The organism is Kitasatospora sp. NPDC058032, from assembly GCF_042885845.1.
In the GTDB taxonomy this organism is placed as follows: Bacteria; Actinomycetota; Actinomycetes; order Streptomycetales; family Streptomycetaceae; genus Kitasatospora.
On the sequence record NZ_JBHVRK010000008.1, the window covers coordinates 88,780 to 102,984 of the forward strand.

A 14,205-nucleotide genomic window follows, 5' to 3' on the forward strand; every position below is an offset into this window, starting at 1 on the left:
GGAAGAGAAGTTGAGCACCTTCACCGCCCCCAAGGGCACCTACGACCTGCTGCCGCCCAGCTCGGCGACCTTCCTGGCGGTCCGCGAGGCGATCGCCGCCCCGGCCCGCCGGGCCGGTTACGGGTACATCGAGACCCCGGTCTTCGAGGACGTCAAGCTGTTCTCCCGCGGCGTCGGCGAGTCGACGGACATCGTCAGCAAGGAGATGTACACCCTCACCACCAAGGGCGGCGACGAGCTCGCGCTGCGCCCCGAGGGCACCGCCTCCGTGCTGCGCGCCGCGCTCCAGGCCAACCTGCACAAGCAGGGCAACCTGCCGGTCAAGCTCTGGTACTCCGGCTCCTACTACCGCTACGAGCGGGCGCAGAAGGGCCGCTACCGCCAGTTCTCGCAGGTCGGCGCGGAGGCGATCGGCGCCGAGGACCCGGCACTGGACGCCGAGCTGATCATCCTGGCCGACGACGCCTTCCGCACGCTCGGCCTGAGCGACTACCGCCTGCTGCTCAACAGCCTCGGCGACAAGCAGTGCCGCCCGGTCTACCGCGCCGCCCTGGTCGAGTTCCTGGCCGGCCTGGACCTCGACGAGGACACCCGCCGCCGCGCCGAGATCAACCCGCTGCGGGTGCTGGACGACAAGCGCGCGGACGTGCAGGCCCAGCTCGGCGGCGCCCCGATGCTGCGCGACTACCTCTGCGAGGACTGCAAGGCCTACGACGAGAAGGTCCGCGAGTTGCTGACCGCGAACGGCGTCGCCTTCGTCGACGACCCCAAGCTGGTCCGCGGCCTGGACTACTACACCCGGACCACCTTCGAGTTCGTGCACAACGGCCTCGGCGCCCAGTCCGCGATCGGCGGAGGCGGCCGCTACGACGGCCTGTCCGAGATGATCGGCGGCCCGGCGCTGCCCTCGGTCGGCTGGGCGCTCGGCGTGGACCGCACCTTCCTGGCCCTGGAGGCCGAGGGCGTCACCCTCGACCTGCCGGCCGCCACCTCCGTGTACGCCGTCGCGCTCGGCGAGGAGGCCAAGAACGTCCTGTTCGCCAAGGTGATCGAGCTGCGCCGGGCCGGCGTCGCCACCGACCTCGCCTTCGGCGTCAAGAGCATCAAGAACGCCATGAAGTCCGCCGACCGTTCCGGCGCCCGCTTCGCCCTCGTCGCGGGGGAGCGCGACCTCGCCGAGGGCGTCGTCCAGCTCAAGGACCTCACCACCGGCGAGCAGAACCCCGTCGCCCTCGACGCACTCGTCACCACCCTGAAGGAGAAGCAGCTGTGATCCGCACGCACGACGCGGGCACGCTCCGCCCGGAGCACGCAGGCACCACCGTCACCCTGGCCGGCTGGGTCGCCCGCCGCCGCGACCACGGCGGCGTGGCCTTCATCGACCTGCGCGACGCCTCCGGCACCGTGCAGATCGTGGTCCGCGACCTCGACTCGGTGCACGGCCTGCGGGCCGAGTACTGCGTCAAGGTGGTCGGCGACGTCCGGGTGCGGCCCGAGGGCAACGAGAACCCGGACATCCCGACCGGCGCCGTCGAGGTCGTCGTCAGCGAGATCGAGGTCCTCTCCGAGGCCGCGCCGCTGCCGTTCCCGGTCGCCGAGTACGAGCCCGGCACGGTCAACGAGGAGGTGCGCCTCCGCTACCGCTACCTCGACCTGCGCCGCGAGGGCCCGGCCAAGGGCCTGCGCCTGCGCTCCAAGGTCAACAACATCATCCGCCGGGTGATGGAGGAGAACGACTACCTCGACATCGAGACGCCGTACCTCACCCGCTCCACCCCCGAGGGCGCCCGCGACTTCCTCGTCCCGGTCCGCCTGCAGCCCGGCCACTGGTACGCCCTGCCGCAGTCGCCCCAGCTGTTCAAGCAGCTGCTGATGGTGGCCGGCATGGAGCGCTACTACCAGATCGCCCGCTGCTTCCGCGACGAGGACTTCCGCGCCGACCGCCAGCCGGAGTTCACCCAGCTGGACATCGAGGCCTCCTTCGTCGACCAGGAGGACATCCTGGCCCTCGGCGAGAAGATCATCGGCGCCGTCTGGCGCGAGGTCCACGGCTACGAGATCCCGAACCCGCTGCCGCGGATGACCTACGCCGACGCCATGGGCCGCTACGGCTCGGACAAGCCGGACGTCCGCTTCGGCCAGGAGCTCACCGACCTCACCGGGTACTTCCAGGGCACCGACTTCCGGGTCTTCCAGGCCCCGTACGTCGGCGCCGTGGTCATGCCCGGCGGTGCCTCGCAGCCGCGCAAGCAGCTCGACGCCTGGCAGGACTGGGCCAAGGCGCGCGGCGCCCGCGGCCTCGCCTACGTGCTGATCGACGCCGAGACCGGCGAGCTGCGCGGCCCGGTCGCCAAGAACCTCTCCGAGGAGCACCTGGCCGGCCTGGCCGCCGCCGCCGGCGCCAAGAACGGCGACGCGATCTTCTTCGCGGCCGGCAAGGAGCGCGCCTCCCAGGAGCTGCTCGGCGCCGCCCGTCTGGAGATCGGCCGCCGCTGCGAGCTGATCGACGAGTCCCAGTGGGCCTTCCTGTGGGTCGTCGACTTCCCGATGTTCGAGCCGATCGAGGACGACAAGGGCGCCTTCCAGGGCTGGCACGCCGTGCACCACCCCTTCACCGCCCCCACCGCGGAGTCGCTGGCCACCTTCGACACCGACCCGGGCAACGCCCTGTCCAACGCCTACGACCTGGTGCTCAACGGCTCGGAGCTGGGCGGCGGTTCGATCCGTATCCACCAGCGGGACGTGCAGAAGCGTGCGTTCGACGCGATCGGCCTCTCCGAGGAGGAGGCGGCCTCGCAGTTCGGCTTCCTGCTGGACGCCTTCAACTACGGCCCGCCGCCGCACGGTGGCGTCGCCTTCGGCCTGGACCGGATCGTCACCCTGCTCGGTGGGTACGACACCATCCGGGACGTCATCGCGTTCCCGAAGACGTCCACCGGCGGCGACCCGCTGACCGGTGCCCCCACCCCGATCACCCCGGCGCAGCGGCGCGAGGCCGGCGTCGACGCCCAGCCGAAGGCCCGCGAGGACGGCAAGTCGGAGGGCCAGCCCAAGGCCTGACACCCCGTCGGCCGACATCGGCTAACCTTTCACGGCCCCGGACGGTTTTCCGCTGTCCGGGGCCGGTCCACAACGGTGTGCGACAAAGAGAGGGTTCCCCTGTGAAGGTCAGTACCAGGATCGAGTGTCCCGAGGACGCGCCCGCCACCAGACGTGTTCACATGGCCGCCTTCCCCGGCCCCGACGAGGCAGACCTGGTCGACGCACTGCGCCGCGACCCGGCCTGGCTGCCCGACCTGTCGGTGGTCGCGGTCGACGACTCCGGGCTGGTGGTCGGCCACGCGCTGCTCACCCGGCTGCGGGTCGGCGAGGGCCGGGGGCTGGCGCTCGCGCCGGTCGCCGTGGCTCCCGAGTGGCAGCGCAAAGGGGTCGGCGAACTGGTGGTCAGGGCCGCGCTGACGGCCGCCGAGGAGGCCGGCGAGAAGCTCGTCGTCGTGCTCGGCGATCCCGACTACTACGGCCGATTCGGCTTCATCCCGGCCCAACGGCACGAGGTGAGCGGTCCGTTCGAGGTGCCCGGGGAGTACTTCCAGGCGCTCGCGCTGCCCGCGTACGACGGCTCCCCGCGGGGCCTGTGCCACTACCCCGAGCCCTTCGAGGCCGTCTAGCCCCCAGCCCGACGGCCGGCCCCTAGCCCGACGGGGCCGTCCAGGCCGAGCGAGCCGGCTTACCTCCGAGACCTATCGTGGCGCGGCAGCTGCGCACGAACGCGGTCATGGCGGGCGTCGGCTTCCGGTCCTTCGGCCAGTACAGCCCGACCTGGCTCGGGCTCAACCCCCGCACCGGCCGGTACGCGACATCCTCACGCGCTGCCAGCCGACTCATCGTCTCCGGGGCGAAACCGACGCCCTGGCCGCACACCACCGCGGCCAGCCACTCGTCGGTGTTGTGCGCCACCGCGCCGATCCGCACAGGTCGCCCGCCCCGCTCCCGGACCGCCAGCCAGTAGTCGCGCCAGTGCCCGGCCTCGTGCGGGATCGCCACGAAGGGCTCGTCGAGCAGCTCCTCGAAGTCGATCACCGCACGGGTGGCCAGCCGGTGCCCGGCCGGCAGCGCCGCGCAGCGCGCCTCCTCGCCCAGCACGGCCACCCCGTACCGCTCGGAGAGCGACGGCGGGGCGTGCCAGAGCGTCAGGTCGATCTCGCCGGAGGCCAGGCCCGAGGTCGGGTCGAACCAGTTGTTCTGCCGCAGCTCCACCTGCCAGCCCGGCATCCTGCGGGCGAAGTCCGTCACCGTGCGCCGGGACATCAGGTTGATGATGCCGCCCTCGAATCCCACCCGCAGCGTCGAGCCCTGGTCCGCCGCGGCCGACCGGGTGGCGCGCAGCGCCTCCTCCCAGCCCGTCAGCAGCGACCCGGCGTGCGCGGCCAGCGCCCAGCCGGCCCGCGTCGGGGCCATGCCGCGCCGCGACCGTTCGAACAGCTCCACCCCGAGCAGGCTCTCCAGCTGGCGGATCTGTTTGGTCAGCGTCGGCTGGGAGACGAACAGCCGGGCCGCCGCCGCGGTCAGCTGACCCTCCTCGCAGACCGCGGCGAAACTGCGCAGCAGGCGGGTGTCGACATCCATGCCCCCAGGTTATGGAACCGGAAATTGGACCCGTCCGGCAGGTCTGGGTCATGGTTGGTCGCTCGGTCCTCGGACCGGCCCGCGGGGGAGCCGGGCAGCGGCGGTTCAGGGGGCGGCCGCTGCCCGGCCGGTCCCCCCGACCTGCGGGAAGACGTTCCAGGACGTACGGTGAAGGGTCATCAGCACCCCACCGAACGGAGGCACCCGGGTGGCAGCGAAGGCCCAGCGCGAACAGAGCGCCCCGGACGGACGGACCGGCCCTGGCGAGCGCCTGGCGAGGAAGCCCTACGAGCAGGAACTGCTGCGGCTCCAGCACGAGCTGGTGAAGCTCCAGGAGTGGGTGCGCGCCGAGGGCGCCCGGCTGGTGGTGGTGTTCGAGGGGCGTGACGCGGCCGGCAAGGGCGGCGCGATCAAGCGGGTGACGGAGTTTCTGAACCCGCGCATCGCCCGGGTCGCCGCGCTGCCCGCGCCCACCGAGCGCCAGCGCACCCAGTGGTACTTCCAGCGCTACGTCGAGCACCTGCCGGCCGCCGGCGAGATCGTGCTGTTCGACCGCAGCTGGTACAACCGGGCCGGGGTGGAGAAGGTGATGGGCTTCTGCACCGAGGAGGAGTACTGGCAGTTCCTGCAGCAGTGCCCGACCTTCGAGCGGATGCTCACCGAGTCCGGCCTGCTGCTGCGCAAGTACTGGTTCTCGGTCAGCGACACCGAGCAGCAGCGGCGCTTCCGGGACCGTCTCGACGACCCGATGAAGCGGTGGAAGCTCTCGCCGATGGACGTCGAGTCGATCACCCGCTGGGAGGACTACTCGCGGGCCAAGGACGAGATGTTCCTGCACACCGACACCCCGGACTCCCCGTGGAACGTGGTGGAGAGCGACGACAAGCGGCGGGCCCGGATCAACATGATCGCCCACCTGCTCTCCACCCTGCCCTACCGCGAGGTGAAGCCGCCGCGGATCGAGCTGCCGCAGCGCCCGGCCTCGCGCGGCTACCAGCGGCCCCCGCGCGACCTCCAGCGCTACGTCCCGGACCACGCGGCGGGCCTCGGGGAGTAGCGCGGCGAGCAGCGGGGGCGTCGGGCCGGGCGCCGGCCGGGCCGTGCTGTCGGCGGGCTCGCATAGGCTTCCGGTGTGGACGAACCGGACCTCTTCACCGCCGCCGCCGAGGAACGCCAGAGCAAGGAGCCCGGCCGCGCGCCGCTCGCCGTACGGATGCGCCCGCGCACCCTCGACGAAGTGGCCGGCCAGCGGCAACTGCTCAAGGACGGCTCCCCGCTGCGCCGGCTGGTCGCGGGCTCGCGCGGTCCGGCGGCGACCAGCTCGGTGATCCTGTGGGGCCCGCCCGGCACCGGCAAGACCACGCTGGCGCACGTCATCAGCCAGGCGGTGGAGGGGCGCTTCGTCGAGCTGTCCGCGATCACCGCCGGGGTCAAGGAGGTCCGCGCGGTCATCGACGGCGCCCGCCGCGCGGTCGGCATGACCGGCCGGGAGACGGTGCTGTTCCTCGACGAGATCCACCGCTTCTCCAAGGCCCAGCAGGACTCCCTGCTGCCCGCCGTGGAGAACCGCTGGGTCACCCTGATCGCCGCGACCACCGAGAACCCGTACTTCTCGGTGATCTCCCCGCTGCTCTCCCGCTCGCTGCTGCTGACCCTGGAGTCGCTGACCGACGACGACGTGCGGGCGCTGCTGCGCCGCGCGGTCGCCGACGAGCGCGGCCTGGAGGGCGCGGTGGAGCTGAGCCAGGAGGCCGAGGACCACCTGGTGCGGCTGGCCGGCGGGGACGCCCGCAAGGCGCTCACCACGCTGGAGGCGGCGGCCGGCGCGGCGCTGGAGAAGGGCGAGGCGAGCATCACGCTGGCCACCACCGAGACCGCCGTCAACCACGCAGCCGTTCGCTACGACCGGGACGGCGACCAGCACTACGACGTGGCCAGCGCGCTGATCAAGTCGATCCGGGGCAGCGACGTGGACGCCACGCTGCACTACCTGGCCCGGATGATCGAGGCGGGGGAGGACCCGCGGTTCATCGCCCGGCGGCTGATGATCTCGGCCAGCGAGGACGTCGGCCTGGCCGATCCGACGGCGCTGCAGACCGCGGTGTCGGCGGCCCAGGCGGTGGCGCTGATCGGTTTCCCGGAGGCGCGGATCATCCTCTCCCAGGCGGCCATCGCGCTCGCCCTGGCGCCCAAGTCGAACGCCGCCTACCTGGCGATCGACGCGGCGCTCGCGGACGTCCGGCAGGGGCTGGCCGGGCCGGTGCCGCCGCACCTGCGGGACGCGCACTACGGCGGCGCGGGCAAGCTGGGGCACGGCAAGGGGTACCGCTACCCGCACGACCTGCCGGAGGGCATCGCGGCCCAGCAGTACGCGCCGGACGCGGTGCACGGCAAGGCGTACTACCAGCCGACCCGGCACGGCGGGGAGGCGCGCTACGCGGACGTGGTGGAGTGGACCAGGGCGCGGCTGCGCGGGGAGCCCAGGGCGGCGTCGAAGGGTGCTTCCAAGGCGGAGCCGAAGGAGCCGAAGGCGGTGTCCGCGGGGGAGCCGAAGGGCCAGGAGGAGCCCGGGTCAAAGGACGGGTGATCTGCCGGTATACTCGGGCGGAGTGCCATGTCCCGGGACGGCGGCGGGGGAGACCCAGCCGACCGGCCGCACCAGCGGGACACCGGCCGTCGGCCTCCTCCGGGAGGTCCGCACCAGGAGCGTCGCGCACCGTTTCGGTGTCGCGGGCGAACCGGCTTCCGGTTCGACCCGTGTGACAAGCACATCTCGTGCCCGGCTCCGGAGAGCGGCTGATCGCACTGCCCCCGGGCGGTGGGGTTTTCTCCGGGCCGCGACAGGCGACCTCCGTCAACACCTGGTGAAGCCGTATTCGTAAGCAAGGAAGGTTTGGTTCATGGCGAACCAGAAGCGCCCCAAGGTCAAGATCGCGCGTGCGCTCGGCGTGCCGCTGACCCCGAAGTCCGTCAAGTACTTCGAGGCCCGCCCGTACCCGCCCGGCCAGCACGGCCGTGGCCGCAAGCAGAACTCGGACTACAAGGTCCGTCTGGTCGAGAAGCAGCGGCTGCGCGCTCAGTACGACCTGAGCGAGAAGCAGATGGCGCGTGCGTTCGACCGCGCGAAGAAGGCCGAGGGCAAGACCGGTGAGGCGCTCGTCGCCGAGCTGGAGACCCGCCTCGACGCCCTGGTGCTGCGTTCGGGCATCGCCCGCACCATCTACCAGGCCCGTCAGATGGTCGTCCACGGCCACATCGAGGTCAACGGCGGCAAGGTCAACAAGCCGTCGTACCAGATGAAGCCGGGCTTCGTGGTCACCGTCCGCGAGCGCAGCAAGGAGAAGGTCCCGTTCCAGGTCGCCCGTGAGGGTGGCAACGCGGGTGAGGGCCAGACCCCGAAGTACCTCGAGGTCAACCTGAAGGCCCTGGCCTTCCGTCTGGACCGTGCGCCGCAGCGCAAGGAGGTCCCGGTGATCTGCGACGAGCAGCTCGTCGTCGAGTACTACTCGCGCTGACCCGCGAGCGGTATCACCTGCGGTACCCCAGCGAGCCCCCGTCGCCCTTGTGGCGGCGGGGGCTCGCCCCTTGTCCGGGTGGTGTCCGGACGGTCCCGGGTGGTGCCCCGGGTGTCCCGGGTGGTGTCCGGGTGGGTCAGTACGACTCGCCGGTCATCGCGGAGGCCAGCCGCAGGTGCGGGCGGGCCTCCTCGGCGCGGCCCTGGCGCTCCAGGGTGCGGCCCAGCATCAGCCGGGCGTAGTCCTCGGCCGGATCGGCCTCCAGGACCCGGAGCAGCTCGGCCTCCGCCTTGCGCAGCTGGGCGGAGTGGAAGTAGCTGCGGGCCAGCAGCAGCCGGACCGACAGGTTGGTCGGCTCCTCGGCGAGCACTCCTTCGAGCATCCGGGCGGCGTCGGTGTACGCCTTGGAGTCGAAGTAGAAGTTCGCCATGCGGTACTCGTCGGCGATGTTGGCCACGGGGTGCTCCTTCCGTACGGTGGTTCCGCCCGCTCCAGCACCGGACAAGTTTCAACTATTCCCGGGCGGGAGCGGCCCGCCCTCCAGCCGCGCCAGCAGGTCGAGCGCCGGCACGATGCCCGCCCGGTCGTTGAAGCGGCGGTGCAGCCGGACGCTCTCCCGGGCCAGTGTCCGGGCCGGGCGGATCGCACCGTCCAGCCAGCGCGCGTACGCCAGCGCGTGGAGCCCGTACGCGTACGCCCACTGCTCGCCGTACTGCTCGCAGAGCTCGCGGGCCCGGCCGAGCCGGAGCTCGCCGCCCTCCCGGTCGCCCCGGCGCAGCTGGGCGGTGCCGAGCCCGACCATCGCCCTCAGCACGTTGCTGTCCAGCTCGCCGACGGCGCGGTAGTGCCGCAGCGCCTCCTCGAACAGCTCGGCGGCGCGGGCCGGCCGGTCGCCGGCCAGCGCGGCATCGCCCTGCCGGTGCACGGCGCGGGCCAGCGCGCGGTCGTCGCCGGTGGCCAGCGCCTGGCGGCGGCACTCCTCCAGGACGGGCCCGGCGGCCGTCAGGTCGCCCTGCAGGGTGGCCGTCCAGCCGGCCGCCCAGAGGGCCTTGGCGCGGGCCTCGGTGGGCTCCGGGTCGAGCGCCAGCGCCCGTTCCAGCCAGCGCCGCCCCTCGCCGGGGTGGCCGCAGCCGGCCCAGTAGAACCAGAGGGTGCCGGCCAGCAGCAGGGCGGTGCGCTGCTCGCCGGGCTCGGTCAGGCAGAACTCCAGGGCGGCCCGCAGGTCGGCGTGCACCAGGGCGGTGCGCTCGGCGGTCTCCGCCTGCCGGGGGCCGAACCACTCGACCTCGCCCCAGGTGGCCACGCCCAGGTACCAGTCCCGGTGGCGGCGCCGCAGCCGGCGCTCCTCGCCGGCGGCGCGCAGCCGTCGCCGACCGTCCGCGCGGTCGGCGTCCGGCAGCCGGAACCGTGCGCCGTGCGGGCTCCGCTCGCGCAGCAGGACGGATCGGGCGAGGAGTCCGCCGAGCAGCCCGGGCAGCTCGTCCGGGTCGATGCCCGCGCCGGCGCAGACGTACTCGGCCGCGTCGGCGTCGAAGCCGCCCGCGAAGACCGACAGGCGGGCCCGGAGCAAACGTTCCTGCCCCGGCGACGGCCCCTCCGGTCGCGGTGTCGGTTCCCCGTCCACACCCTGCTCCCCGCGTCGAGGCCCGGGCCGAGGCGGCCAGGGCGTCCGTCCGTCCGGGCCGCGCGGCCGCGGCCCGACCGGCAGAACGAGGTGACCGACGGGTAGGTTACGCGCGCGGATCGCACATCCGGTCGGATCGCCGCGCGCCCCGCGCGGGAAACCCGGTCCGGAAACTCCGCGTGGTCGCGATAGGGTTCCCTAGGGCATGGGTGCCCTGAGGTACGCACAGCGAGGGAGCGCGCAACGGTGTCCGTGGGAGAGCTGGCCGGCCTGCTCGTCGCCGTGTTCTGGGCGGTCCTGGTCACCCTGCTCGCGGTCGTGCTGGTCCGGCTGTCGCGGGTGCTCAAGGAGGCGGCCGTCCTGGTCTCCGCCGTCACCGAGCAGGCGGTGCCGCTGCTGACCGACGCCGGCACCGCGGTGCGCAGCGCCAACGAGCAGTTGGAGCGGGTGGACGAGATCACCGCCAACGTGCAGGACGCGGCGGCCAACGCCAACGCGCTCTCCTCCACCGTCGCGGCCACCCTGGGCGGTCCGCTGGTCAAGGTCGCGGCGTTCAGCTACGGCGTGCGCAAGGCGGTCGCCAAGCAGCAGGGCACGGCCACGCTGCCGACCCAGCCGGCCGAGCGCGAGGAGCTGGCCCGGTTGATCCGGGCCGAGGTGCGCGCCGCGACCGCCCCCAGGAGCGGTCTGCTCTCCCGGGTCCGGCGCGCGGTGAGGGGCTGACGGCATGGTGCGACGCATCTTCTGGATGGCGGTCGGCGCCGGCGCCACCGTCTGGGCCATGAACAAGGCCAACGAGGCCGTGCACCGGCTCACCCCGGACAGCCTCTCCGGCACCGCCGCCCGCGGCGCGCTGCAGCTGGGCGACCGGGCCAAGCAGTTCGCCCAGGACGTGCGGACCGGCATGACCGAGCGCGAGGAGCAGTTGCGCGAGGACCTCGGGCTGGACGGCACCGCCGTCGTCGAGCCGCGCCGCCGCGCCGGCGTGCGCGGCGAGCCACGGTACCGAGCTATCTCGGCGGCGCCCGGGAGCCCGGCCGCCGCCCTGCCTCCGTCCAGCAGTGCCCGCGCATCGTCCTCGGACGGTCCCCGCACCACCCCCCAAGCCATCGAGAAAACGCCCCGGCGCGCGATTGCGCCGCGGGGCGGTACCAACCGGAAGGACCACTAATGGAGTCGGCAGAGATCCGCCGCCGCTGGCTGCGCTTCTTCGAGGAGCGCGGCCACACCGTCGTTCCGTCGGCGTCCCTGGTCGCCGACGACCCCACCCTGCTGCTGGTCAACGCCGGCATGGTCCCGTTCAAGCCCTACTTCCTGGGCGAGGTCAAGCCGCAGTTCTCGCGCGCCACCAGCGTGCAGAAGTGCGTGCGCACCCTGGACATCGAGGAGGTCGGGAAGACCACCCGGCACGGCTCCTTCTTCCAGATGTGCGGCAACTTCTCCTTCGGTGACTACTTCAAGGAAGGAGCCATCAAGTTCGCCTGGGAGCTGCTCACCACTCCCGTCGCGGAGGGTGGCTACGGCCTGGAGAAGGAGAAGCTCTGGATCACCGTCTACCAGGACGACGACGAGGCCGAGCTGATCTGGCGTGAGGTCATCGGCGTGCCCTCGGAGCGCATCCAGCGCCTGGGCATGAAGGACAACTTCTGGTCGATGGGCGTCCCCGGCCCGTGCGGCCCGTGCTCGGAGATCAACTACGACCGCGGCCCCGCGTACGGCGAGGAGGGCGGTCCGGCCGTCAACGGCGAGCGCTACCTGGAGATCTGGAACCTGGTCTTCATGCAGTACGAGCGCGGCCACGGCGACGGCAAGGACGGCTTCGAGATCCTCGGCGACCTGCCGAGCAAGAACATCGACACCGGCCTCGGCCTGGAGCGCCTGGCCGCCATCCTGCAGGGCGTCGACAACCTCTTCGAGATCGACACCAGCCGGATGATCCTGGACCGGGCCGCCGAGCTGACCGGCCACGCCTACGGCGCGGACCACAAGGCGGACGTCTCGCTGCGCGTGGTCACCGACCACATCCGCACCGCGCTGATGCTGATCGGCGACGGCGTCACCCCCGGCAACGAGGGCCGCGGCTACGTGCTGCGCCGCATCCTGCGCCGCGCCATCCGCAACATGCGCCTGCTGGGCGCCACCGAGCCGGTGGCCAAGGAGCTGACGGACATCGCGATCAAGGCGATGGCCCCGCAGTACCCGGAGCTGGAGACCGACCGCAAGCGCATCGAGACGGTCGTCACCGCCGAGGAGACGGCCTTCCTGCAGACCCTGAAGGCCGGTACCAACCTGCTGGACGCCGCGGTCACCGAGACCAAGCAGGCCGGCGGCGTGGTGCTCTCCGGCGACCAGGCGTTCAAGCTGCACGACACCTACGGCTTCCCGATCGACCTGACCCTGGAGATGGCCGAGGAGCAGGGCCTGCAGGTCGACGAGGCCGGCTTCCGCCGCCTGATGCAGGAGCAGCGGGACCGCGCCAAGGCGGACGCCAAGGCCAAGAAGATGGGCCACGCCGACGTCGCCGCGTACCGCGAGGTCGCCGACAAGTCCGGCGCCAGCGTCTTCACCGGCTACACCCTCACCGAGGGCGAGGCCACCGTGGTCGGCCTGCTGGTGAACGGCGTCCCGGCGCCGGCCGCCACCGAGGGCGACGAGGTCGAGCTCATCCTCGACCGCACCCCGTTCTACGCCGAGGGCGGCGGCCAGCTCGCCGACCACGGCCGGATCCGGCTGGACTCCGGCGCGGTCGTCGAGATCCGCGACGTGCAGCAGCCCGTCCCGGGCGTGATCGTGCACTCCGGCGGCGTGCTGTTCGGCGAGGTCGTGCTCGGCTCCGCGGCGTACGCCACCATCGACGTGGACCGCCGCCGGGCCATCGCCCGTGCCCACTCGGCCACCCACCTGACCCACCAGGCGCTGCGCGACGCGCTCGGCCCGACGGCCGCCCAGGCCGGTTCGGAGAACGCCCCGGGCCGCTTCCGCTTCGACTTCGGCTCGCCCGCCGCCGTGCCCGGCAGCGTGCTGACCGACGTCGAGCAGAAGATCAACGACGTGCTGACCCGCGAGCTGGAGGTCACCGCCGAGGTCATGACGATGGACCAGGCCCGCAAGGCCGGTGCCATCGCGATGTTCGGCGAGAAGTACGGCGACGAGGTCCGGGTCGTCACCATCGGCGACTTCTCCAAGGAGCTGTGCGGCGGTACGCACGTCGGCAACACCGCCCAGCTGGGTCTGGTGAAGCTGCTCGGCGAGTCCTCGATCGGCTCCGGCGTGCGCCGGGTGGAGGCGCTGGTCGGCGCCGACGCCTACCGCTTCCTGGCCCGTGAGCACACCGTGGTCGCCCAGCTGACCGAGCTGGTCAAGGGCCGCCCGGAGGAGCTGCCGGAGAAGATCTCCGGCATGCTCGCCAAGCTCAAGGACGCCGAGAAGGAGATCGAGCGCTTCCGCGCCGAGAAGGTGCTCGCGGCCGCCGCGGGCCTGGCCGACTCGGCCGAGGACGTGCACGGCATCGCCGTGGTGGCCGCCCGGGTCGCCGACGGCACCGGCGCGGACGAGCTGCGCAAGCTGGTCCTGGACGTGCGCGGCCGGCTCGGCGCGCGCCCGGCCGTGGTCGCCGCCTTCACCGTCGCCAACGACCGCCCGCTGACCGTGATCGCCACCAACGAGGACGCCCGCGGCCGCGGCATCAAGGCCGGCGAGCTGGTCCGCACCGCCGCCAAGACCCTCGGCGGCGGCGGTGGCGGCAAGGACGACGTCGCCCAGGGCGGCGGCACCAACCCGGCCGCGATCGACGAGGCCGTCGCCGCGGTGCGCGGCCTGGTCGCGGAGCGTGCCTCCTGATGGGGTCCGCGTTCTGATGGAGTTCGAGGAGAAGCCCTTCCGGCGCGGGCGGCGGATCGCCGTCGACGTCGGGGACGCCCGGATCGGGGTCGCGTCCTGCGACCCCGACGGGGTGCTCGCCACCCCGGTGGAAACCGTCCCGGCCGGGGTGAAGTCGCAGGCCAGGATCGCCGCGATCGTCGAGGAGTACGGCGCGATCGAGGTGATCGTCGGGCTGCCGCGCTCGCTCAGCGGCAAGGAGGGCCCGGCGGCCGAGAAGGTGCGCGGCTACGCGGCCCGGCTGGCCAACCGGCTCTGGCCGGTGCCGGTCCGGCTGGTCGACGAGCGGATGTCGACGGTCACCGCGACCCACGGGCTGCGCGCCTCGGGGGTCAAGGCCAAGAAGGGCCGCTCGGTGGTCGACCAGGCCGCCGCGGTGGTGATCCTGCAGACCGCCCTTGAGTCCGAACGGGTGAGCGGACGCCCGCCCGGTGAGAGCGTCGAGGCGGCGGGCTGACCGGCCTGTTCTAACGTCCCGAAGAGGGGTGCGGGGGGGGGCCCGGACGGACCGGCCCCACGGACGGAGGGCTCGGGGAGCGGGGCTCGGGGGCCGCCGAGGGG

At 72.8% G+C, this 14,205-nt stretch carries 13 protein-coding genes; 10 read left to right on the plus strand and 3 right to left on the minus strand.

Annotated elements, in window-relative coordinates; translation table 11 throughout:
* Nucleotides 1–10 precede the first annotated feature (10 nt).
* The 3 genes from hisS to ACFVUH_RS15550 all read left to right on the plus strand — a co-directional run bounded on the left by hisS (nucleotide 11) and on the right by ACFVUH_RS15550 (nucleotide 3,668).
* The gene (gene hisS / locus ACFVUH_RS15540; protein ID WP_355374416.1) at nucleotides 11–1,273 is read left to right on the plus strand and encodes a histidine--tRNA ligase; all 1,263 of its coding nucleotides are present in this window, start codon (nucleotides 11–13) and stop codon (nucleotides 1,271–1,273) included.
* Nucleotides 1,270–3,060: an aspartate--tRNA ligase gene (aspS, locus tag ACFVUH_RS15545; RefSeq protein ID WP_387913638.1), complete on the plus strand. Its 1,791-nt coding sequence runs from the start codon at nucleotides 1,270–1,272 to the stop codon at nucleotides 3,058–3,060. The genes hisS and aspS overlap by 4 nt, the downstream gene beginning before the upstream one ends.
* A 101-nt stretch (nucleotides 3,061–3,161) precedes the next feature.
* On the plus strand, nucleotides 3,162–3,668 hold the full coding sequence (locus ACFVUH_RS15550) for an N-acetyltransferase (RefSeq protein WP_355374410.1): 507 nt from the start codon (nucleotides 3,162–3,164) through the stop codon (nucleotides 3,666–3,668).
* Between the two features lie 22 nt (nucleotides 3,669–3,690).
* On the opposite strand, the gene ACFVUH_RS15555 is transcribed toward ACFVUH_RS15550, so the two are convergent.
* Nucleotides 3,691–4,626: a LysR family transcriptional regulator gene (locus tag ACFVUH_RS15555; RefSeq protein WP_355374407.1), complete on the minus strand. Its 936-nt coding sequence runs from the start codon at nucleotides 4,624–4,626 to the stop codon at nucleotides 3,691–3,693.
* Nucleotides 4,627–4,897: 271 nt separating this feature from the next.
* On the opposite strand from ACFVUH_RS15555, the gene ppk2 reads away from it, so the two are divergent.
* The 3 genes from ppk2 (at nucleotide 4,898) to rpsD (ending at nucleotide 8,141) form a co-directional block, all read left to right on the plus strand.
* Entirely contained in the window at nucleotides 4,898–5,683 is a 786-nt protein-coding gene (gene ppk2, locus ACFVUH_RS15560) for a polyphosphate kinase 2 (protein WP_355374484.1), read from the plus strand.
* A 75-nt stretch (nucleotides 5,684–5,758) separates the two neighbouring features.
* Nucleotides 5,759–7,213, plus strand: a complete 1,455-nt coding sequence (locus ACFVUH_RS15565) for a replication-associated recombination protein A (protein WP_387913640.1) — start codon at nucleotides 5,759–5,761, stop codon at nucleotides 7,211–7,213.
* Nucleotides 7,214–7,526: 313 nt separating this feature from the next.
* Complete coding sequence (gene rpsD / locus ACFVUH_RS15570) at nucleotides 7,527–8,141, plus strand: 30S ribosomal protein S4 (RefSeq protein ID WP_350570297.1); 615 nt, start codon at nucleotides 7,527–7,529, stop codon at nucleotides 8,139–8,141.
* Nucleotides 8,142–8,277: 136 nt separating this feature from the next.
* Here rpsD and ACFVUH_RS15575 read toward each other — a convergent pair whose 3' ends face one another.
* Nucleotides 8,278–8,571 (minus strand): tetratricopeptide repeat protein, encoded by a 294-nt coding sequence (locus tag ACFVUH_RS15575; protein WP_387913884.1) that lies wholly within the window; start codon nucleotides 8,569–8,571, stop codon nucleotides 8,278–8,280.
* A 78-nt stretch (nucleotides 8,572–8,649) separates the two neighbouring features.
* The gene (locus ACFVUH_RS15580) at nucleotides 8,650–9,711 is read right to left on the minus strand and encodes a hypothetical protein (RefSeq protein WP_387913642.1); all 1,062 of its coding nucleotides are present in this window, start codon (nucleotides 9,709–9,711) and stop codon (nucleotides 8,650–8,652) included.
* Nucleotides 9,712–10,011: 300 nt separating this feature from the next.
* On the opposite strand from ACFVUH_RS15580, the gene ACFVUH_RS15585 reads away from it, so the two are divergent.
* Genes ACFVUH_RS15585 through ruvX form a run of 4 tightly spaced genes read left to right on the plus strand, consistent with a single transcriptional unit; the run spans nucleotide 10,012 to nucleotide 14,101 of the window.
* Complete coding sequence (locus ACFVUH_RS15585; RefSeq protein ID WP_355374397.1) at nucleotides 10,012–10,488, plus strand: DUF948 domain-containing protein; 477 nt, start codon at nucleotides 10,012–10,014, stop codon at nucleotides 10,486–10,488.
* A gap of 4 nt (nucleotides 10,489–10,492) precedes the next feature.
* On the plus strand, nucleotides 10,493–10,936 hold the full coding sequence (locus ACFVUH_RS15590) for a DUF6167 family protein (RefSeq protein ID WP_355374394.1): 444 nt from the start codon (nucleotides 10,493–10,495) through the stop codon (nucleotides 10,934–10,936).
* The gene (gene alaS, locus ACFVUH_RS15595) at nucleotides 10,936–13,605 is read left to right on the plus strand and encodes an alanine--tRNA ligase (protein WP_355374391.1); all 2,670 of its coding nucleotides are present in this window, start codon (nucleotides 10,936–10,938) and stop codon (nucleotides 13,603–13,605) included. Before ACFVUH_RS15590 ends, alaS begins: the two co-directional genes overlap by 1 nt.
* 16 nt (nucleotides 13,606–13,621) lie before the next feature.
* Entirely contained in the window at nucleotides 13,622–14,101 is a 480-nt protein-coding gene (ruvX, locus tag ACFVUH_RS15600) for a Holliday junction resolvase RuvX (RefSeq protein ID WP_344325577.1), read from the plus strand.
* Nucleotides 14,102–14,205 lie beyond the last annotated feature (104 nt).